Here is a 20,291-nt window from a genome sequence, read left to right on the forward strand (position 1 = left end):
GCCGCGCCCAAGATGCGCAAGGACACCGAGGTCGCGCCCAAGATGCGCGACATGCCGCCCAACCCGCCCTCGGCGCCGAGCAAGGAGATCCATGTCTTCCCCAACCCGGCCCCGCAGCGCGACTATGTGATCCAGTTCCAGGTGCCCGAGTTCACCTGCCACTGCCCGCTGACCGGCCAGCCCGACTTCGCCCATTTCACGATCGACATGATCGCGGACAAGTATTGCGTCGAGCTGAAGAGCCTGAAGATGTACTTCTGGAGCTACCGCGACGAGGGCGCCTTCCATGAGAAGGTGACCAACACCATCATGGAAGACATCATCAAGGTCACCAACCCGCGCTATATCCGCATCACGGCCAAGTGGTATGTGCGCGGCGGCATCTACACCAATGTGGTGACCGAGCACCGCAAGAAGGGCTGGAAGCCGCTGCCGGCCGTCGAACTGCCGGCGCATGGCTTCGAGTCGGGCCTGCTGCGCTGAGGCGCTGAAACCCTGACATCTATCTTGGCCCTTGCCGCCCATCCGGCCCATCAGTTCGTCGCCGTGGCGGTGCGGCGCAGCCGCATCGACGGCTTCGGCGTGTTCGCCGCCGAAGCGATTGCTGCCGAGGCGGCGATCGGCGACCTGACCGGCGAGGCGGTCAGCGTCGCCGAGGGCCGGCGCCGGGTGCAGGGCCGGCGGCGCATCATGCTGGTCGAGCTGTCGGCACGGCGCGCGATCGACGCCACGCACTCCAGCGATCCGATGCGCTTCACCAACCATTCCTGCCGGCCGAACGCCCGCATCGCCGTCGAGGCCGGCAGCACGGTGCGCTTCTACGCGCTGCGCGAGATCGCCGTCGGCGAGGAGATCACCGTCGACTACGGCGCCACCCATCACGAAGGCCAGCTGGCCTGCCGCTGCGGCCAGCCGGGCTGCATCGGCTGGCTATGATGCCCGCACCATGAATCCGCTGCTCGACAAGCTCCACCCCTACCCCTTCGAGCGCCTGCGCGCGCTGACCCAGGACATCAAGCCCAACCCCGCCTACCGGGCCATCAGCCTGGGCATCGGCGAACCCAAGCATCCGGCGCCCCAGCTGGTCGAGGACGCGCTGGTCGGCAGCCTGAAGACCTTGGCCGCCTACCCGGCCACCGCCGGCGAACCGAAGCTGCGCGAGGCAATCGTCGGCTGGCTCGAGCGCCGCTATGGCCTGCGGCTTGACGCGGCCAGCCAGGTGCTGCCGGTCAACGGCTCGCGCGAGGCGCTGTTCGCGCTGGCGCAGACGGTGATCGACCCGAGCCAGCCCGGCGCCACCGTCGTCTGCCCGAACCCCTTCTATCAAATCTATGAGGGCGCGGCCCTGCTCGCCGGTGCGCAGACCGCCTTCGCCAACAGCGACCCGGCGCGCAATTTCGCCGCCGACTGGTCGCAGATCGATGAAGCCACCTGGTCCAGGACCCAGCTGCTCTACTGCTGCTCGCCGGGCAATCCGACCGGTGCGGTGATGCCGCTGGGCGAATGGGAGACCTTGTTCGCGCTGAGCGACCAGCATGGCTTTGTGATCGCCTCGGACGAGTGCTATTCGGAGATCTATTTCCGCGAGGAGCCGCCACTGTCGGGGCTGGAGGCCGCGGCCAAGCTCGGCCGCCACGACTTCCGCAATCTGATCGCCTTCACCAGCCTGTCCAAGCGCAGCAATGTGCCGGGCATGCGATCGGGCTTCGTCGCCGGCGACGCCGCCCTCATCAAGAAGTTCCTGCTCTACCGCACCTACCATGGCAGCGCGATGAACCCGATGGTGCAGGCCGCCAGCATCGCGGCCTGGAACGACGAGGCCCATGTGATCGCGAACCGCGAGCAGTACCGCGCCAAGTTCGCCCAGGTGACGCCGGTGCTGGCCGCCGAGCTGGACGTGGCGCTGCCGGACGCGAGTTTTTACCTCTGGGCGGCCGTGCCCGGAGGCGACGACATCGCCTTCGCCCAGCAGCTGCTGGCTCAATACAATGTCACGGTGCTGCCGGGCAGCCTGCTGGCCCGCGAGGCGCATGGTGTCAACCCGGGCGCCGGCCGCATCCGCCTCGCCCTCGTGGCCGAAAAGGCCGAATGCCTCGAGGCCGCCCGGCGCATCGCCGAATTCACCCGTTCCTTCAAGCAATCCCTCCTTTGAATTTCATCGCCATGACGACGACGCAACTGCAGACCACCATCGAACAGGCCTGGGAAGACCGCGCCTCCCTGAACACCGGCAGCACCGGCGCCGTGCGCGAGGCCGTCGACCATGTGATCGCCGAGCTCGATGCCGGCCGCCTGCGCGTCGCCGAGCGCCAGGGCGTCGGCCAGTGGACCGTGCACCAGTGGGTGAAGAAGGCGGTGCTGCTGTCCTTCCGTCTGAACGACAACCAGCTGATGGGCTCGGGCGAACTGACCTTCTTCGACAAGGTGCCGAGCAAGTACGGCCAGATGGACGAGGCGGCGATCCGCGCCAGCGGCGTGCGCGTCGTGCCGCCGGCCGTCGCCCGCCGTGGCAGCTACCAGGCCAAGAACGTGATCCTGATGCCCAGCTACGTGAACATCGGCGCCTATGTCGACGAGGGCACGATGGTCGACACCTGGGCCACCGTCGGCAGCTGCGCGCAGATCGGCAAGAACGTGCACCTCTCCGGCGGCGTCGGCATCGGCGGCGTGCTGGAGCCGCTGCAGGCAAACCCGACCATCATCGAGGACAACTGCTTCATCGGCGCCCGCTCCGAGGTGGTCGAGGGCGTGATCGTCGAGGAGAACTCGGTGATCTCGATGGGCGTCTACATCGGCCAGAGCACGCCGATCTACGACCGCGAGACCGACACCGTCAGCTACGGCCGCGTGCCGGCCGGCTCGGTCGTCATCAGCGGCTCGCTGCCCAAGAACGAGGGCAAGTACAGCCTCTACGCTGCCATCATCGTCAAGAAGGTCGACGCCGGCACCCGCGCCAAGACCAGCATCAACGACCTGCTGCGGGCCTGATCGAGCGCGGACAACAACACAGCGAGGGGGAGCCCGGCATGAGCAGCGGAAACATGGAACGGATCCTGCGGCTGATGGCCGAGAAGCGGGCGTCCGACGTCTATCTATCGGCCAATATGCCGGTGCTGATCCGCATCAACGGCCAGATGGTGCAGTTGTCGGACCAGTTGCTAAGCCCCTCGCAGCCGCGCCAGCTGATCGCCGAGGTGGTCGAGCCGGCGCAGCTGGCCGAGCTGGACCAGAGCGGCGAGCTGAACCTGGCCGTCTCGGTCAGCGGCGTCGGCAGCTTCCGGCTCTCGGGCTTCCGCCAGCGCGGCACGATCGCCGGCGTGTTCCGCCACATCCCGCACAACATCCCGACGCTGGAAAGCCTGAACCTGCCGCCGCTGCTGGGCAAGCTGGTGACCGAGAAGCGCGGCCTGATCCTGATGGTCGGCGCCACCGGCACCGGCAAGAGCACCACCCTGGCCTCGATGCTCGAGCATCGCAACCAGAACATGCCCGGCCATATCCTCACCATCGAGGACCCGCTGGAATACCTGTTCAGCAACAAGCGCTCGGTGGTCAACCAGCGCGAGGTCGGCCGCGACACGGCCTCCCTGCAGATCGCGCTGAAGAACGCGCTGCGCCAGGCGCCCGACTGCATCCTGATCGGCGAGATCCGCGATCGCGAGACGATGACGGCGGCCATCTCCTATGCGCTGTCCGGCCATCTGGTGCTGGCCACCCTGCACGGCAACAACAGCTACCACGCGCTGAACCGCATCCTGTCCTTCTACACGCCGGAGTCGCGGCCCGCGCTGCTGAACGACCTGGCGGCCGGCCTGAAGGCCGTCGTCTCGCAGCGCCTGCTGCGCGCGACGGCCGGCGGCCGCGTGCCGGCGATCGAGATCCTCCTGAACACCAAGTTGATCGCCGAACTGATCGAGAAAGGCGATTTCGGCGGCGTCAAGGAGGCGATGGAGAAATCGATCGCCGAGGGCTCGCAGTGCTACGAGGAGCATTTCGCCAAGCTGATCCTGGACGGCACGATCAGCCGCGACGAGGGTCTGGCCTTTGCCGACTCGCCGACCAATCTGCTCTGGCGCCTGCAGAACGAGGCACCCGGCCAGAAGAGCGCCGCGCCCAAGGCCGAGGAACGCGCCAGCGACGACGCCAGCTTCACCGAGATCACGCTGGACGTGCATACGGAATGAGCAACGCCACGCTGGGCCTGCTGGAAGCGCTGATCGCGCGCCCCTCGGTAACGCCTGGCGACGCCGGCTGCCAGCAATTGATAGGCGAACGGCTGCAGCGCCTGGGCTTCGAGATCGAGGCCATGGACAGCGGTCCGGAGAACTTTCGCGTCAGCAATCTGTGGGCGATCCGCCGCGGCACGGCCGCCGATGGCCCGGTGCTGCTGTTCGCCGGTCATACCGATGTCGTGCCGCCGGGCCGGCTCGAGGCCTGGGGCTCCGATCCCTTCGTGCCCAGCTACCGCGAGGGCCGCATCTACGGCCGCGGCGCGGCGGACATGAAGGGCTCGCTGGCGGCCATGGTCGTCGCGGCCGAGGAGTTCGTCGCCGCCCATGCGGACCACCGCGGCAGCCTGGCCTTCCTGCTGACCAGCGACGAGGAAGGCCCGGCCGTCGACGGCACCGTCGTCTGCTGCGAGCAGCTGCGCGCGCGCGGCCAGCGCCTGGACTACTGCATCGTCGGCGAGCCGACCTCGCTGGAGGCCGTCGGCGACATGGTCAAGAACGGCCGCCGCGGCAGCCTGTCCGGCCGGCTCAAGGTCAAGGGCGTGCAAGGCCATGTCGCCTACCCGCATCTGGCCCGCAACCCGGTGCACCAGGCTGCCGCCGCGCTGGCCGAGCTGGTCGCCATCGACTGGGATGCCGGCAATGCCTATTTCCTGGCCACCAGCTTCCAGATCTCGAACATCAATGCCGGCACCGGCGCCGGCAATGTGATCCCGGGCGAGATGATGGTCGACTTCAATTTCCGCTTCTCGACCGAGTCGACGCCGGAAAGTCTGAAGAGCCGCGTCCATGCGCTGCTGGCCCGCCACGGTCTCGAATACGCGCTCGACTGGACCTTGGGCGGCGAGCCCTTCCTGACCCCGGTCGGCACGCTCAGCGACGCGGTCAGCGCGGCGATCCGGGCCGAGACCGGCCTGACGACTCAGCTGTCGACCACCGGCGGCACCTCCGACGGCCGCTTCATCGCCAAGATCTGCCCGCAGGTGATCGAACTCGGCCCGATCAACGCGACCATCCACAAGATCGACGAACACCTGCCGGTCGACAATCTCGAACCGCTGAAGAACATCTACCGGCGCACGCTGGAAACGCTGCTCGCCTGAGTACAAACCCCGGGCGCGAAGGCCCGGGACTCCCTTTGCGCCTGGCATACAGTTGCGCGAAAGAAAAGGGAGCGGTGATGAACGAGAACAAGAAGCCCATCGCGGCAGGCCTTGCCGCGAGCATCCGGCGTGCCCGTAGGCTGTGCCTTTCAGGGGCCATGCTGCTGGGCCTGGCGGCCATGACGGACCCGGCCGCGGCGGCCTGCAAGCTCAGCGCGCTCGAGATGCCGATTACGATGGTCGGCTCGCGCGCCGTGGCGACGCTGGGCATCAACGGCAGCAAGGTGCCGATGATGGTCGACAGCGGCGCCTTCTACAGCATGCTGAGCCATGCCGCCGCGCAGCAGCTGCAGCTGAAGCTCGACAACCTGCCCTGGGGGCTGCGGATCGAGGGCATCACCGGCGAGATCGAGGCGCGGCAGGCGACGGTGAAGCGCCTCCAACTGCTTGGCGGAGAGATCCCCGACATCGATTTCATCGTCGGCGGCAACGCCGATCTCGGCAATGGCACGATGGGCCTGATCGGCCGCAACATCCTCGCCTTCACCGACATCGAGTACGACCTCGCCAACGGCGTGATCCGGCTGATGTTCCCGAACGATGATTGCGGCGACAAGGCGATGGCCTACTGGGCCCGCGACAAGCCCTTCTCGGTGCTGCCGCTGTTGCGCGACGAGAGCCGATCCAAGACGCCGGCCATCCGGGCGCTGGCCAAGCTGAATGGCAAGACGATCAGCGTGCTCTTCGACACCGGCGCGCAATCGCTGGTATCGCTGCAAGCGGCCAAGCAGGCCGGCATCGGCGATATGAAGCCGGCCGGCAAGATTCACGGCGCCGGCCGCGGCGAGGCCGATCGCTGGACGGCGACCGCCGGCCGCTTCGAGCTCGGGGATGAAGCGATCTCCAATATCGGCATCGCCGTCGCCGACTTCAAGCTCAAGGACGAGGACATGCTGCTGGGCATCGACTTCTTCCTGTCGCACCGGATCTACGTCTCGAAGAAGCAGCGCCGGATGTACTTCACCTACAACGGCGGGCCGGTCTTTGCACTCAGCAGCTCGGACGGTGCGGCGCAGGCGGCAGGCGAGGAGGCTGGCGAGCCGCCCAGCGATGCGGCCGGCTATGCGCGCCGCGGTGCCGCAGCCGCCGCGCGCCGCGACTATGCCCGCGCGCTGGCCGACCTCGATCGCGCCTGCGAGATGGCGCCCGAGGTCGCCGACTACCTGGTACGGCGCGGCGCGGTGCATGAGCGGATGCGCAAGGCGAAACTGGCACTCGCGGACTACGAGCGCGCCTTGCGGCTCGAACCCACGCAGGCGGAGGCGCGGCTGCGGCGCGTCCGCCTGCGCACCGCACTCGGCGAGCGTTCGGCGGCCCTCGAAGACCTGCAGGCGCTGGACCGGCATCTCGCGCCGCAGGCGACCCAGCGGCTGGAGATGGCGCAGCTCTACTACGAACTCGGCCAGAGCCAAGGCGCCATGAACCAATGGGCCCTGTGGATCAGCGCCCATCCGCACGATATTGCACTCGGCAGCGCGCTGAACAGCCGCTGCTGGGCCCGCACCATGCTCAATACCGAGCTGGATGCGGCGCTGGCCGATTGCGACAAGGCGATCGATCTCGAGGAGAAGAACGGCGCCTATTACGACAGCCGTGGCTGGCTGCGCCTGCGCCGGGACGAGTTGCGCAAGGCCGTCTCCGATTTCGACCGTGCGCTGAAGCTCAAGCCCGATTCCGCCTGGTCGCTGTACGGCCGCGGCATTGCCCGGCGCAAGCTCGGCGACTTGGGCGGTGCTCAGCTCGATCTCGATGCGGCCCGCAAACTCGACCCCGCCATCGACGAGGCAACCGGCAAGCACGGCCTGGCCGCCGATCCGAAGCCAGCCGCGCCGACGGCTGCCGCATCGGCCGCAACATCCGCCGGCGGCTAGCGGGCGGAAGGCGGCCGCGCATCGGCGACAATCGGGCCCAATCCCGATTCCGCCGCCATGAAGTTAATAGATTGCATAGAAGCCCAGGCCGCCCGCTTGACCGAAGCGGGCGTTTCGTTTGGGCATGGCACAACCAAGGCCTTCGACGAGGCTGCCTGGCTGGCGCTGTGGCGCCTGGGCCTGGCGCTCGACGCGCTCGACGAGCACGAGCAGCAAGAGCTGACCCCGACGCAGCAGGCCGAGATCGCCGCCCTGGTCGGCGAGCGCATCGCGACGCGCAAGCCGGCCGCCTACCTGACCCGCGAGGCCTGGCTGCAGGGCGTGCCCTTCTATGTCGATGAACGGGCAATCGTGCCGCGCAGCTTCATCGCCGAGCTGATCGCCGACGCCAGCATCGATGCCTGGCTGTCGGAGCAGACCCGCCGCGTGCTGGACCTGTGCACCGGCAACGGCAGCCTGGCCGTGCTGGCGGCGCTGGCCTGGCCCGAGGTGGAGGTCGATGCGATCGATCTGAGCCCGCAGGCGCTGGAGGTCGCGCGCATCAATGTCGACAAGCACGGCCTGCAGGAGCGCATCCGCCTGCTGCAGGGCGATGGACTGGCGCCCGCGGCGGACCAGGTCTACGACCTGATCCTGTGCAACCCGCCCTATGTCAACAGCGGTTCGATGGCCGCCCTGCCCGCCGAATACCGCGCCGAGCCCGAGCTGGCCCTGGCCGGCGGCGCCGACGGCATGGACTTCATCCGCCAGTTGCTGGCCGAGGCGCCGGCATTCTTAAGCGAACACGGCGTACTGGTGCTGGAGATCGGCAACGAGCGCGAGTTCTTCGAGGCGGCCTTCCCCTCGCTCGAAGTGGCCTGGATGGAAACCTCGGCCGGAGAAGATCAGGTGCTGCTGGTCACCAAGGAAGCATTGAGCGCATGATCACCCTACGCAATATCACGCTGCGCCGCGGCACCAAGATCGTTCTCGACGACGCCAGCGTCACGCTGCAACCGGGCGAGAAGGTCGGCCTGGTCGGCCGCAACGGCGCCGGCAAGTCCAGCTTGTTCGCGCTCTTGACCGACCGCCTGCAATCGGACAAGGGCGAGGTCGACATTCCGCGCCAATGGGCGGTCGGCGAGGTCGCGCAGAACATGCCCGAGACCGACATGCCGGCGACCGAATTCGTGCTGGAAGGCGACACGCGGCTGATGGCCGCTCGCCGCGCGCTCGAAGCGGCCGAGGCGGCCGAGGACGGCCATGCGATGGCCGATGCCCATGGCCTCTTGATGGACGCGGGCGCCTTCGACGCGCGGCCGCGGGCGCAGGCGCTTTTGATGGGCCTGGGCTTCAAGGGCGAGCAGGTCGACGCGCCGGTGAACAGTTTCTCCGGCGGCTGGCGCATGCGCCTGCAGCTGGCGCGCGCGCTGATGTGCCCGGCCGATCTGATGCTGCTGGACGAGCCGACCAACCACCTGGACCTGGACGCCCTGGTCTGGCTGGAGGCCTGGCTGCAGCGCTATGACGGCACCTTGATCATCATCAGCCACGACCGCGAGTTCCTCGATGCGATCACCAAGGTGACCCTGCATCTGGACGAGGCCAAGCTGATGCGCTACGGCGGCAACTACACCGCCTTCGAGGCGATGCGCGCCGAGCGCATGGTGCTGCAGCAAGCCGCCTACGAGAAGCAGCAGGACCGCATGGCCCATCTGCAGAAGTTCATCGACCGCTTCAAGGCCAAGGCCAGCAAGGCCAAGCAGGCGCAGAGCCGCGTCAAGGCGCTGGAGCGGATGGAGAAGCTGGCGCCGGTGCTGACGGCTTCGGACTTCAGCTTCGAATTCCGCGAGCCGGTGTCGCTGCCGAACCCGATGCTGATGTTCGACGAGGTGGCCTGCGGCTACGACACCGAGGAGGGCGAGAAGATCATCGTGCGCGGCATCGACCGCTCGGTGCTGGCCGGCCAGCGCATCGGCATCCTCGGCGCCAACGGCCAGGGCAAGTCGACGGTGGTGAAGACGGTGGCGCGCATGCAGCGCGCGATGGCCGGCAAGATCACCGAGGGCAAGGGCCTGTCGATCGGCTATTTCGCCCAGCAGGAAATGGACGTGCTGCGGCCCGAGGAAGGGCCGCTGTCGCACATGATTCGCCTGGCCAAGGAGGTCAGCCCCAGCGCCCGTGAGCAGGAGCTGCGCGACTTCCTCGGTCAGTTCCGCTTCGTCGGCGATATGGTCAACCAGCCGGTCGGCAGCCTGTCCGGCGGCGAGAAGGCGCGCCTGGTGCTGGCCATGCTGGTCTGGCAGCGCCCCAACCTCTTGCTGCTGGACGAGCCGACCAACCACCTGGACCTGCAGACCCGCGAGGCGCTGTCGATGGCGCTGAACGAGTTCGAGGGCACGGTGATGCTGGTCAGCCACGACCGCGCGCTCTTGCGCGAGGTCTGCGACGAGTTCTGGCTGGTGACCCAGGGCGGCGTCGGCCCCTTCGACGGCGATCTGGACGACTATCAGAAGTGGCTGCTGGAACAGTCCAAGGAAGCGGCCAAGCTGGCCAAGGAACAGGCCAAGAAGGCCGCGGCCTCACCCGTCGCAGCGGCCCCCGCGCCCGCCCCGATCGCTGCGCCCGCGCCCATCGCCTCGCGCGAGGACCGCAAGGCCAGCGGCCAGGCCCGCATGCGCCTGGCCGAGCAGACCAAGCCGCTGCGCAAGCAGATGGACGGCATCGACGCCAAGCTGAACCAGCTGGCCGACGAGCGCACGGCGCTGGAAGCCCGGCTCGCCGATGGCGCGACGCCGCCGGCGCAGATCGCCGAGATCGGCAAGCGGCTGAAGGCCATCCATGACGAGCTGGAGGCGGCCGAGTTGCGCTGGCTGGAGCTGAGCGCCGAGATCGACGCGATGCACGCCGCCGCGGCCTAGCCCCAGTTTCATCAGCGCATCAGCAGCGCGCCGATGGCCAGCAGCGCCGGCAGCGCCTGCACATAGAGGATCTTCCTGCCCACCGTGGCCGCGCCGAACAGGCCGGCCACGAGCACGCAGCCGAGGAAGAACAGCTGGATGCGTGCCTCGCCTAGGCACAGGCCCCAGACCAGACCAGCGGCCAGGAAGCCGTTGTAGAGGCCCTGGTTGGCGGCCAGCGTCTTGCTTGCCTCGGCGAACTCGGGCTCGAGCCGGAAGACCTTGCGCCCCAGCGGCCGGGTCCAGAAGAACATCTCCAGCACCAGGAAGTACAGATGCAGGGCGGCCACCAGGGCCACCAGCAGGCTCGCGATCATCGTCATGGCAGCGCCTTTGCTCGTCGTAGCGGAATAACCATTTAAATTGTGCGCTATTAAATTGCCATCTACATTATCGACCATGGCACGCAGCAAGCAACCCGGCCCCGACAGCGCGAACGACAGCGGCGGCGAATGGCTGCGCCTGGACCGGCAGCTGTGCTTCGCGCTGTATTCCAGCTCGCTGGCGATGACCAAGCTCTACAAGCCGCTGCTGGAGCCGCTGGGCCTGACCTATCCGCAATACCTCGTGATGTTGGTGCTTTGGGAGCAGGACAACATCAGCGTTTCCACCCTGGGCCAGCGGCTTTCGCTGGACTCGGGCACCCTCACCCCCTTGCTGAAGCGGCTGGAAACGGCCGGCCTGATCGAGCGCCGCCGCGCCGCCGACGACGAGCGCCGCGTCGACATCCGGCTCAGCGCCGCCGGTACGGCGCTGCGCGCCGCGGCCCAAAGCATCCCGTCCCGGCTCGCCTGCGCCAGCGCCTGCACGCTGGACGAGCTGACGACGCTGACCCAGCGCCTGCACAGTCTGCGCACGCAGCTTGCCGATGCCGCCATTTCCCCGCCGACCTCCAACTGAAAGGAAAACCACCATGGCCCTTGAAAAAGTCCTCTACACCGCCCACGCCACCTCGACCGGCGGCCGCGAAGGCAAGTCCCAGTCCAGCGACGGCGCGCTGAACGTCACGCTGTCCACGCCCAAGGAACTCGGCGGCGCCGGCGGCCCGGGCACCAATCCCGAGCAGCTGTTCGCGGCCGGCTATTCGGCCTGCTTCATCGGCGCGATCAAGGCGGTCGCCGCCAAGCAGAAGATCGCCGTGCCGGCCGATGTGTCCATCAGCGCCGATGTCGGCATCGGCCCGATCCCGGCCGGCTTCGGCATCCAGGTCGCGCTGCACATTAATCTGCCCGGCATGGAGCGCGCCGCCGCCGAGCAACTGGTGGCCGCCGCGCACCAGGTCTGCCCCTACTCGAACGCGACCCGCGGCAATATCGACGTCGCGCTGAACGTGGTCTGACCGAAGGCCGCCAGCCTTGCGCCGCACAAGCCCCGCTCAGACGGGGCTTTTTTTCGCACCTGCCCCGCCCAAGCGGGGCTTTTTTTCACACCAGCCCCGCCCCGGCGGGGCTTTCTCATGGCGCCGGCGCCTCGCTGCCCCGCCGCAGGCGGCCGGACTGACCCAGCGCCCGGCGCACCTCGGCGGCAAAGCGCCCTTCCTGCAGCTCGTCCTTGCTGAGCAACTCCCAGACCTTGCCGCTGAGCCGCTGGCGATCGGCCAGGCCGAGCTCGCGCGCGGTGACGATCATCACCGGGATGTCGGCGCTGCCCGGGTCCTGCTTCAGCGCCTCCACCACCTTGAAGCCATTGACCTCGGGCATCTCCAGATCAAGCAGGATCAGGTCCGGCCGGCAGCGCCGCACCAGCTCGATGCCTTCGGCCCCGCCATAGGCGCGCAGCACGACGCAGCCGAGCTGGTGCAGTTGCCGCGCCAGCAGTTCGACGGCCTTCGCATCGTCGTCGATGACCAGGGCGGTCAAGCCCGCCGGCTGGCCCGGACGCGGCACGATGCGCTGCAGGCCGCGGCGCAGAGCCTCCAGCGAGACCGGTTTCTGCAGGCTCAGCGAGGCGCCCAGCGCATAGGCGCGTTCGCCGTCGTCCCGCACCGAGACCACGACCACCGGCACCTCGGACCATTGCGGCAGCTCCTTCATCCGCGCCAGGAACTCCCAGCCGTCCATGCCGGGCAGCAGGATGTCCAAGGTGATCAGGTCCGGCCGCAGCTCGCCGGCGATGGCCAGCGCCTGCTCGGCCGAGCCCACGCGGTAGCTGCGAAAGCCCTGCGCCTGCAGCTGCAGGCGCAGCAGCGCCGCCGCGCCGTCGTCATCCTCGATGATCAGGGCCAGGCCTTGCTGCGCCGTGCCTGGCTCGATGGCTTCGGGGCGGGATTCTTCTTCGCGCCAGGGCAGCCAGAGGCTGAAGCAGCTGCCTCGCTCCGGCGCGCTGCTGACCGCCACGGCGCCGCCATGCAGCTCGGCCAGGCGCTGGACCAGGGCCAGGCCCAGACCGGTGCCTTCCTGGTTGCGCGTCGTCGCGTTGCTGATCTGCGAGAAGGGCTGGAACAGCTTGTCCAGATCCGCGGCGGCGATGCCGATACCGCTGTCGCAGACGCTGATCTCGAGGAACTGCTGGAACTCGCTGGCGGGCAGCGCGCTGCGACGCCCGCTGCCGAAGCCGGCCTGGCGCGGCAGCCCTTGTGCCGCGCGCTCGCGCCCGACGCGCGCGGCCCGCAGTTGCACCGAGCCGCCGGCCGGCGTGAATTTGACCGCGTTCGACAGCAGGTTGTAGAGGATCTGGCGCACCCGCCGCGCATCGAGCCGCATGCGACCGTGCAGCGCGGCGGTGAGCGCGGGATCGGGCCGGTAGTCGATCTGCAGCTGCTTGCTGCGCGCGCGCTCCTCGATGATGGGCAGACTGTCGGCCAGCAGCGCGCCGGGCTCGACCGGCTCCAGACCCAGTTCGACCTTGCCCGCCTCGACCTTGGACAAGTCGAGGATGTCGTTGATCAGGGCCAGCAGATGCTGGCCGCCTTCGAGGATGTGGCGCAGATAGTCGCGCTGGCGCTCCGACAGCGGGCCGGCGATGCCATCGTGCAAGATGTCGGAGAAGCCGATGATCGCGTTCAGCGGCGTGCGCAGCTCGTGCGACATGCTGGAGAGGAACTGCGACTTCTGCCGGCTCGCCTCTTCCAGCAGCTGGTTCTTGATCGCGATCTCGGTGTTGACGCCCTCCAGCTCGCGCGCGAGCCGGCGCAGATGGGCCTCGCTGGCGTGCAGTTCCTCGTTGCGACGCTGCAGTTCGGCATTGGCCCGGGCCACCTCCTGCGCGCGCTGGTAGACCTCCATCTCCACCCGTTCGACCCGGCCGCGCAAGGCCTCGGCAAGCTGCCCTTGCTCCGCCTCGCGTCGGCGCAGCAGCACGAAGTCGGTGACGTCCTCGACGCGGTGGATGAGATGGCGCAAGGCGCCGTCGGCGCCCAGCACCGGCACGTTGTAGGGGCTCCAGTAGCGCTCGGTGAAGCCGCCGCCCTCGCTCTCGGGCCGGCGGATATCGTATTTCTGCAGCGGCATGCTGTCCGGACGAAGGCTCTCGATAACGCGCTGCAGCGAGGCGCCCAGATGCCTGACCCCCTGCGCCTCCGGATCGGCCGGGTTGTCCGGGAAGACCTCGAACAGCGCACGCCCGAGGATCTGCCCGCGCTGCGTCATCGTCGCCTGCAGGTATGCGTCGCTGACCGCGACGATGCGCAACTGCGGATCCAGCACCAGGTACAACCCCGGTGCCGATTCGAACAGGGCGCGGAAATCCGGCGCCTCGGTCTCGTCCATCTCGGCCCTCCCGGCCCCGCTTCAGGGGCACAGTCTTGTGATCGTGCTCAGCAGCTCCCGATAGTTGAAGGGCTTGGCGAGGTAGGCGGCGCAGCCGGCCTCCAGCGCCCGCTCCCGATCGCCCTTCATCGATTGCGCGGTCAGCGCGACAACAGGGATCGAACGCGTCAGCGCATCGCCCTTCAGCTCGCGCGTGGCCGCCAGGCCGTCCTGGCCAGGCAACTGGATGTCCATCAGGATCAGGTCGGGCTTCTCGCGGCGCGCCAGCGCGATGCCGCTGGCCGCATCGACGGCGCCCAGCATCAGATGGCCGGCCGACTCCAGGATGGCGCCAACCAGGCTCAGATTCGCCGGCGTGTCTTCGATCACCAGTATTCGCAGCATCGTCTTTTTTTCCGCGAAGCCTCCCTGAATGCATCGCGCTGGCAACCGCGACGCACGCGAGCAGAATACGTGCAAACCCGGCCGGAGCCAAATGCCCGGCCGGCGTGGCGCCGCGGCCGCAGGGTCAGGTCTGGCCCTGACGGCTCATTCGCGCAGCAGTTCGAGCAGCAGTTCGATGCGCGCCTTGACCGGGCTCAGGGCGCCGGCGCTGGGCAAGGCCTCGTTCGAGGCGATGACCGGGCCGGCGTCGCTGCGCGTGCTGCGCAGCACGCGCACGCCGCTGGCCTGCGCCTCGCGCAGCGCATGCTCCAGTGCCGTGGACAGCGTGCCATTGCCGGTGCCGGCAACGACCAGGCCGTCGACGCCCTGCGCCAGCAGCGCGCGGACGATGGTGCCGTCGGCGCCGACATGGTTCAGGACGATCTGCACGCGCGGCCAGTTGGCCACCGGCCGCGCGATGCGCGCCAGACCCAGGCCTTCGCTCAGCATCGCCTGCGCCCACCAGCGCACCCGCCCTTCCTCGACCACGCCGAGCTTGCCGCCATCGGCCGAGGCAAAGGCATCGACGCGGTAGCTGTGCACCTTGCGCACCTGCTCGGCCGTGTGGATCGCGCCGGCGAAGACGACCAGCACCCCGCGCGCCAGCGCGTCGTCGGCCACCTGGACCGCATCGAGCAGGTTCTGCGGCCCGTCGCTCTGCAGCGCGGTGACCGGCCGCATCGCCGCGGTGATCACGACCGGCTTCGTCGGCGCCAGCACGCGCTGCAGGAAGTAGGCGGTCTCCTCCAGCGTGTCGGTGCCATGGGTGATGACGATGCCGGCGACCTCGGGCCGAGCCAGCTGCGCGGCGACGCGCTGCGCCAGCCGCTGCCAGGTGGCGAAGTCCATGTCCTTGCTGTCCAGCTGCGCGACCTGCTCGGTCTCCAGCCGGCGCGTGGCCAGCGGCGGCACTGCCTTGACCAGTTGAGCGACGCCCACCTGGGCGGCGGTGTAGCCGACGTTGTCGGCCACATCGGTGGCGGTGCCGGCGATCGTGCCGCCGGTTCCCAGAATCACGATCAGATCAGCCTTGCCGTTTTGCAATTTTTCTCAACCTGGATGAAAATACAGTTACTGGATAGATATTCAGGCAACCCGAGGAGAGCCCGTGGACGATAGCAGCAGCCCGAAACTTACCGCCCGCCAGCAGCAGATCCTCGACCTGGTGCGCGATGCCATCGAACTTACCGGCGCCCCGCCGACGCGCGCCGAGATCGCCGCCGAACTCGGCTTCCGCTCCGCCAATGCGGCCGAGGAGCATTTGCAGGCGCTGGCGCGCAAGGGCGTCATCGAACTGCTGGGCGGCACCTCGCGCGGCATCCGGCTGAAGTCTGACACATTGCGCGCGGTGAACGAGGCCCGCGAAGCCCGCGAAACACGTGAAAGCCGCGAGATGCGCGGCGGCGGCTTCGCCAAGCAATTCTCGCTGCCCATGGCCGGCCTCGCCCAGCTGACCCTTCCCCTGGTCGGCCGCGTCGCCGCCGGCCAGCCCATCCTGGCCCAGGAACATATCGAGCAGAGCTACACGGTGGAGGCCGGCATGTTTGCCAAGAAGCCCGACTTCCTCTTGAAGGTCAAGGGCATGAGCATGAAGGACATCGGCATCATGGACGGCGACCTGCTGGCCGTCGCCAAGACCAGCGAGGCGCGCAACGGCCAGATCGTCGTGGCCCGCATCGGCGACGAGGTGACCGTCAAGCGCTTCCAGCGCGGCAAGAGCGGCATCGAGTTGCTGCCGGAGAATGCCGACTTCGAACCTATCCGCGTCAGCCAGGGCGACGACAGCTTCTGCATCGAAGGCCTGGCAGTCGGCCTGATCCGCGGACAGATGTTCTCGTGATCGCGGCGACGATGCGCAAGGCCAGCCATTGGGAGGACTGCCAGAGCCTGGAGCAGATCCCGAACATTGGCCCGGCGGTTGCCGCCGATCTGCGCCTGCTGGGCATCGCCCGGCCGCAGGACCTGCGCGGCCGCGACGCCTTTGTGCTCTACCAGCAACTGTGCGGAATTACCGGCCAACGCCATGATCCCTGCGTGCTCGACACCTTCATGGCCGCGGTCGATTTCATGCGCGGCGCGGCGCCAGCGCCCTGGTGGCATTACACGCCGCAGCGCAAGGCGCTTTACGGGCAGCTGGCCGGATAGTAAGTCGTCGTTTACGCGGCAAACGGCCAGCCAATATGCCGCGGGCAAGTGGCGTTGATATGGCGCAAAGACAGGCGACAAAGAAAAAGCCCCGGAACTTTCGTTCTCGGGGCTTTTGAATATTGGCGGAGTGGACGGGGCTCGAACCCGCGACCCCCGGCGTGACAGGCCGGTATTCTAACCAACTGAACTACCACTCCAGATGCGTCGAAATTATTACCGACGCACATGACCGAATAAGTTGTGCAACGCTTGTGGCGTTGCCAAGCCTTATCGAGCTTGCCGTCTTGCGACGGATTAACAAGTTTCCTTTGCAATCCTGTCCGGATGAGCAAGAAATCTTGGCGTCCCCTAGGGGATTCGAACCCCTGTAGTCACCGTGAAAGGGTGGTGTCCTAGGCCTCTAGACGAAGGGGACTAAACCTTCTCATACCTGAACCGCGCGCCACCGTTTTGGTGGAGGTAAGCGGGATCGAACCGCTGACCTCTTGCATGCCATGCAAGCGCTCTCCCAGCTGAGCTATACCCCCGTTGTTCCAATGAACTCGGGCAGCGCGCCGTTCAAGCGTCAAACCAACTTCACAAATACATACGGCCAATTTCTTGGCCGTTTTTCGATACTGCCGCGGCAATATCAAGAAAACCTTGGCGGAGTGGACGGGGCTCGAACCCGCGACCCCCGGCGTGACAGGCCGGTATTCTAACCAACTGAACTACCACTCCGCAGTGGGATAATTTAATTATCGCCAAAATTGATTGTATATCATTTTCAGCAATAACCAAGCTTATCAAACTTGGCCGTCTTTCGACGGATTGCCCAGCTTTCTTTGGCAATCCATATCGGATTGCCAAGAAATCTTGGCGTCCCCTAGGGGATTCGAACCCCTGTAGTCACCGTGAAAGGGTGGTGTCCTAGGCCTCTAGACGAAGGGGACTAATCCTTCTTCATACTTGAACTGCGCGCCACTCAATCAACAGATTGCTCTGAGGATTTGGTGGAGGTAAGCGGGATCGAACCGCTGACCTCTTGCATGCCATGCAAGCGCTCTCCCAGCTGAGCTATACCCCCTCAGGATCTGCAAGCTTCTTTAAACCCAAGCCTGCGATTCTTTGTGTATCGCGCTGTTCAAGCGAGACATAGATTATAGGATGATTTTTACAAGGAGCGCAAGCGTTCGATGACAATTTCTTTATCGAACAGTTCCAGCACCGCGTCGACCGAGGGCGTCTGCGCGCGGCCGCAGACGAGCACGCGCACCGGAATCGCCAGTTGCGGCATCTTCAGGCCCTGCTCGGCAATCGTCTCCTTGATGGCGGACTGGATCGCCGCCTTGTTCCATTCGATCGCGGCGAAGCGTGCGGCCAGCGCGGCCAGCGCCGGCTTGACCGCCTCGCTCACATGCGACGCCAGATCCTCGGCGCTGGGCGTCACCGGCGCGAAATACATCGCCAGCCAGTCGGCCAGCGCCACCGTCGTCACGCAGCGATCCTTGAACAGCGCGCACATCGCCGGCAGCTTGGCGGTCTCCGCTTGAATACCGCGTTTGGCCAGTTGCGCCGCGACCAGGCCGGCCAGACGGCCGTCGTCAGCCTGCTTGATGTACTGGCCGTTGACCCAGTCCAGCTTGGCCGGATCCCATTGCGCCGGGCCCTTGGTCAGATGCGTGCCGTCGAACCAGGACACCAGCTGCTCGCGGCTGAACAGCTCGTCGTCGCCATGGCTCCAGCCCAGTCGCGACAGATAGTTCAGCAGCGCCTCGGGCAGATAGCCGCCCTCCTCGTAATTGCCGACGCTGACGGCACCGCGGCGCTTGCTCAGCTTCAGGCCGTCGTTGCCGAGGATGACCGGTATATGGCCGTACTTGGGCAGCGGCGCGCCGAGCGCGCTGAGGATATTGATCTGCCAGGGCGTGTTGTTGACATGCTCGTCGCCGCGGAAGACATGGGTGATGCGCATGTCCCAGTCGTCGACGGCGACCGCGTAGTTGTAGGTCGGCACGCCGTCCGGGCGGCGGATGATCAGGTCGTCGATCTCGCGGTTGCCGACGCTGATCGGCCCCTTGACCACATCGTCCCAGGTGACGACGCCATCGATCGGGTTCTTGAAGCGCACCGCCGGCGTCACGCCGGCCGGGATCGGCGGCAGCGTCTTGCCCGGTTCCGGACGCCAGGTGCCGTCGTAGCGCCGCTTCTCGCCTCGCGCCTCCTGCGCCGCCTTCATCGCCTCGACCTCCTCCACCGTGCAATAGCAGGGGTAGGCGGTGCCGGCGGCGATCATCTGCTCGATGACCTCGTCGTAGCGCTCCAGGCGCTGCATCTGATAGAACGGTCCCTCGTCGTAGTCGAGGCCCAGCCAATGCATGGCCTGCAGGATCTGGTCCACCGAATCCTGCGTCGAGCGGGCGACGTCGGTGTCCTCGATGCGCAGCACGAAAGTGCCGCCGTAATGGCGTGCGAAGGCCCAGGAGAACAGCGCCGTGCGGGCGGTGCCCAGGTGCAGAAAGCCGGTCGGCGAGGGCGCGATGCGCGTGCGAACCGGGGTGTCAGGTGTTGCTTCTTGCTTCATTGTTCTTGACCCTTGCTCAGCGTGGACAGACCGCGCAGAAGATCGTCGCCGATGTCATCCGGATGTTCGAGTCCGACGGCCAGCCGTACCAGGCCCTGGCCGATGCCGGCGGCCTGGCGCTGCGCCTCGCTCAGGCGGCCATGCGAGGTGGTGGCCGGGTGCGTGATTATCGACTTGGTGTCGCCCAGATTGGTAGCGATCGAGAGCACGCGGGTGCTGTCGATCACATGAAAGGCCGCCGCGCGCGCCGCCTCCGGCGTGTCGCCGCGCAGGTCGAAGGACACGACCGGACCGCCCTGCCCACCCTGCTGGCGCATGGCCAGCGCGTGCTGCGGATGCGAGGCCAGTCCCGGGTAGTAGACGCGCGCCACCTCGGGCCGGGTCTCCAGCCATTGCGCGATCTTCAACGCGTTCTCGCAGTGCGCCTTCATGCGCAGGCCCAGGGTCTCCAGCCCCTTCAGCACGACCCAGGCATTGAAGGGCGCCAGGGTCATGCCGGCGGTGCGGATCACCGGGCCGAACACGTCCTTGATCAGCTTCTCGGGCCCGCACAGCGCACCGGCCATCACGCGGCCCTGGCCATCCAGGTACTTGGTGCCCGAGTGCATCACAAGGTCGGCACCCAGCGCGGCCGGTCGCTGCAAGGCTGGCGAGCAGAAGCTGTTGTCGACCACCAGCAGCGCGCCATGGGCATGGGCCAGCTCGGCCAGCGCGGCGATGTCGCAGATATCGGTCAGCGGGTTGGTCGGCGTCTCGGCAAAGAAGAGCCGGGTCGTGGGCTTGATCGCCGCGCGCCACTCCTCCAGATCGGTCTGCGAGACGAACGCCGTCTCGACGCCGAACTTGGCGAACTCCTTGGCGAACAGATTGATGGTCGAGCCGAACACCGAGCGCGAGCAGACCACATGGTCGCCGGCCTTCAGCAGGCCCATGATCAGCAGCAGGATGGCGCTCATGCCGGTGGCCGTCGCGACGGCGGCCTCGGTGCCTTCCATGGCCGCCAGGCGCTGCTCGAAGCTGCGCACGGTCGGGTTGCTGGTGCGCGAATAGGTGAAGTCCTCGGAGGCGGCAAAGCGCCGCGCCGAGACCTCGGCATTCGGCTGCACATAGCCGCTGGTCAGGAACAGCGCCTCGGAGTTCTCGCCATGCTGGCTGGGCGCCAGCGCGCTGCGCACGGCCAGGGTCTCGGGGCGCAGGCCCTCGGGCAGCCGGGCGCGCTCGATGCGGTCTCGTTCGTCGTCGCTCATT

At 67.3% G+C, this 20,291-nt stretch carries 19 protein-coding genes and 6 tRNA genes; 13 read left to right on the plus strand and 12 right to left on the minus strand.

Annotated features, from left to right (window positions below; translation table 11 throughout):
• Positions 1-51: 51 nt before the first annotated feature.
• The 9 genes from queF (at position 52) to QWJ38_RS15690 (ending at position 10,163) form a co-directional block, all read left to right on the plus strand.
• The gene (gene queF, locus QWJ38_RS15650) at positions 52-483 is read left to right on the plus strand and encodes a preQ(1) synthase (RefSeq protein WP_290360410.1); all 432 of its coding nucleotides are present in this window, start codon (positions 52-54) and stop codon (positions 481-483) included.
• Positions 484-507: 24 nt separating this feature from the next.
• A complete protein-coding gene (locus QWJ38_RS15655) occupies positions 508-936 on the plus strand; it encodes an SET domain-containing protein (protein ID WP_290360043.1) in 429 nt (142 codons plus the stop codon).
• 10 nt (positions 937-946) lie between these two features.
• A complete protein-coding gene (gene dapC / locus QWJ38_RS15660; protein WP_290360044.1) occupies positions 947-2,152 on the plus strand; it encodes a succinyldiaminopimelate transaminase in 1,206 nt (401 codons plus the stop codon).
• 11 nt (positions 2,153-2,163) lie between these two features.
• Positions 2,164-2,988 carry a 2,3,4,5-tetrahydropyridine-2,6-dicarboxylate N-succinyltransferase gene (dapD, locus tag QWJ38_RS15665; protein WP_290360045.1) on the plus strand — a complete coding sequence of 275 codons (825 nt, stop codon included), beginning with the start codon at positions 2,164-2,166 and terminating at the stop codon, positions 2,986-2,988.
• A gap of 38 nt (positions 2,989-3,026) precedes the next feature.
• A complete protein-coding gene (locus tag QWJ38_RS15670) occupies positions 3,027-4,184 on the plus strand; it encodes a PilT/PilU family type 4a pilus ATPase (RefSeq protein WP_290360046.1) in 1,158 nt (385 codons plus the stop codon).
• Positions 4,181-5,332, plus strand: coding sequence for a succinyl-diaminopimelate desuccinylase (gene dapE / locus QWJ38_RS15675; RefSeq protein ID WP_290360047.1), 1,152 nt, complete (start codon positions 4,181-4,183; stop codon positions 5,330-5,332). The genes QWJ38_RS15670 and dapE overlap by 4 nt, the downstream gene beginning before the upstream one ends.
• Before the next feature lie 77 nt (positions 5,333-5,409).
• Positions 5,410-7,263: an aspartyl protease family protein gene (locus QWJ38_RS15680; protein ID WP_290360048.1), complete on the plus strand. Its 1,854-nt coding sequence runs from the start codon at positions 5,410-5,412 to the stop codon at positions 7,261-7,263.
• A 57-nt stretch (positions 7,264-7,320) separates the two neighbouring features.
• Positions 7,321-8,187, plus strand: a complete 867-nt coding sequence (gene prmB, locus QWJ38_RS15685; RefSeq protein ID WP_290360049.1) for a 50S ribosomal protein L3 N(5)-glutamine methyltransferase — start codon at positions 7,321-7,323, stop codon at positions 8,185-8,187.
• Entirely contained in the window at positions 8,184-10,163 is a 1,980-nt protein-coding gene (locus QWJ38_RS15690) for an ATP-binding cassette domain-containing protein (protein ID WP_290360050.1), read from the plus strand. Before prmB ends, QWJ38_RS15690 begins: the two co-directional genes overlap by 4 nt.
• Before the next feature lie 11 nt (positions 10,164-10,174).
• Here QWJ38_RS15690 and QWJ38_RS15695 read toward each other — a convergent pair whose 3' ends face one another.
• On the minus strand, positions 10,175-10,525 hold the full coding sequence (locus tag QWJ38_RS15695; protein ID WP_290360051.1) for a DUF1304 domain-containing protein: 351 nt from the start codon (positions 10,523-10,525) through the stop codon (positions 10,175-10,177).
• Positions 10,526-10,601: 76 nt separating this feature from the next.
• Between QWJ38_RS15695 and QWJ38_RS15700 the strand changes: the two genes are divergently transcribed.
• A complete protein-coding gene (locus tag QWJ38_RS15700) occupies positions 10,602-11,102 on the plus strand; it encodes a MarR family winged helix-turn-helix transcriptional regulator (protein ID WP_290360052.1) in 501 nt (166 codons plus the stop codon).
• 13 nt (positions 11,103-11,115) lie between these two features.
• Positions 11,116-11,541, plus strand: coding sequence for an organic hydroperoxide resistance protein (locus QWJ38_RS15705; protein WP_290360053.1), 426 nt, complete (start codon positions 11,116-11,118; stop codon positions 11,539-11,541).
• Positions 11,542-11,656: 115 nt separating this feature from the next.
• On the opposite strand, the gene QWJ38_RS15710 is transcribed toward QWJ38_RS15705, so the two are convergent.
• From QWJ38_RS15710 to QWJ38_RS15720, 3 genes are all read right to left on the minus strand, one after another.
• Positions 11,657-13,909, minus strand: a complete 2,253-nt coding sequence (locus QWJ38_RS15710) for a hybrid sensor histidine kinase/response regulator (protein WP_290360054.1) — start codon at positions 13,907-13,909, stop codon at positions 11,657-11,659.
• Between the two features lie 21 nt (positions 13,910-13,930).
• Positions 13,931-14,293 carry a response regulator gene (locus tag QWJ38_RS15715; RefSeq protein WP_290360055.1) on the minus strand — a complete coding sequence of 121 codons (363 nt, stop codon included), beginning with the start codon at positions 14,291-14,293 and terminating at the stop codon, positions 13,931-13,933.
• Between the two features lie 144 nt (positions 14,294-14,437).
• A complete protein-coding gene (locus QWJ38_RS15720; protein ID WP_341850504.1) occupies positions 14,438-15,349 on the minus strand; it encodes an asparaginase in 912 nt (303 codons plus the stop codon).
• Between the two features lie 91 nt (positions 15,350-15,440).
• On the opposite strand from QWJ38_RS15720, the gene lexA reads away from it, so the two are divergent.
• Both lexA and QWJ38_RS15730 read left to right on the plus strand, forming a co-directional pair.
• Entirely contained in the window at positions 15,441-16,172 is a 732-nt protein-coding gene (gene lexA, locus QWJ38_RS15725) for a transcriptional repressor LexA (RefSeq protein WP_290360056.1), read from the plus strand.
• Positions 16,173-16,183: 11 nt separating this feature from the next.
• The gene (locus tag QWJ38_RS15730) at positions 16,184-16,477 is read left to right on the plus strand and encodes a helix-hairpin-helix domain-containing protein (RefSeq protein ID WP_290360057.1); all 294 of its coding nucleotides are present in this window, start codon (positions 16,184-16,186) and stop codon (positions 16,475-16,477) included.
• A 123-nt stretch (positions 16,478-16,600) separates the two neighbouring features.
• Here the strand turns inward: QWJ38_RS15730 and QWJ38_RS15735 are convergent.
• The 8 genes from QWJ38_RS15735 to QWJ38_RS15770 form a co-directional block, all read right to left on the minus strand.
• Positions 16,601-16,677: transfer RNA gene (locus tag QWJ38_RS15735), tRNA-Asp, on the minus strand.
• A 142-nt stretch (positions 16,678-16,819) separates the two neighbouring features.
• A tRNA-Glu gene (locus tag QWJ38_RS15740) sits at positions 16,820-16,895 on the minus strand.
• A 36-nt stretch (positions 16,896-16,931) separates the two neighbouring features.
• Positions 16,932-17,007: transfer RNA gene (locus QWJ38_RS15745), tRNA-Ala, on the minus strand.
• A gap of 116 nt (positions 17,008-17,123) precedes the next feature.
• Positions 17,124-17,200, minus strand: a tRNA-Asp gene (locus QWJ38_RS15750).
• Positions 17,201-17,336: 136 nt separating this feature from the next.
• Positions 17,337-17,412, minus strand: a tRNA-Glu gene (locus QWJ38_RS15755).
• A gap of 58 nt (positions 17,413-17,470) precedes the next feature.
• Positions 17,471-17,546, minus strand: a tRNA-Ala gene (locus QWJ38_RS15760).
• Between the two features lie 87 nt (positions 17,547-17,633).
• Positions 17,634-19,043 (minus strand): glutamate--tRNA ligase, encoded by a 1,410-nt coding sequence (gltX, locus tag QWJ38_RS15765; RefSeq protein ID WP_290360058.1) that lies wholly within the window; start codon positions 19,041-19,043, stop codon positions 17,634-17,636.
• Entirely contained in the window at positions 19,040-20,290 is a 1,251-nt protein-coding gene (locus QWJ38_RS15770) for an O-succinylhomoserine sulfhydrylase (RefSeq protein ID WP_290360059.1), read from the minus strand. Before QWJ38_RS15770 ends, gltX begins: the two co-directional genes overlap by 4 nt.
• Position 20,291 lies beyond the last annotated feature (1 nt).

Origin of the sequence: Roseateles violae, from assembly GCF_030410485.1 — a bacterium.
GTDB classification, from domain to species: Bacteria; Pseudomonadota; Gammaproteobacteria; order Burkholderiales; family Burkholderiaceae_C; genus Roseateles_D; species Roseateles_D violae.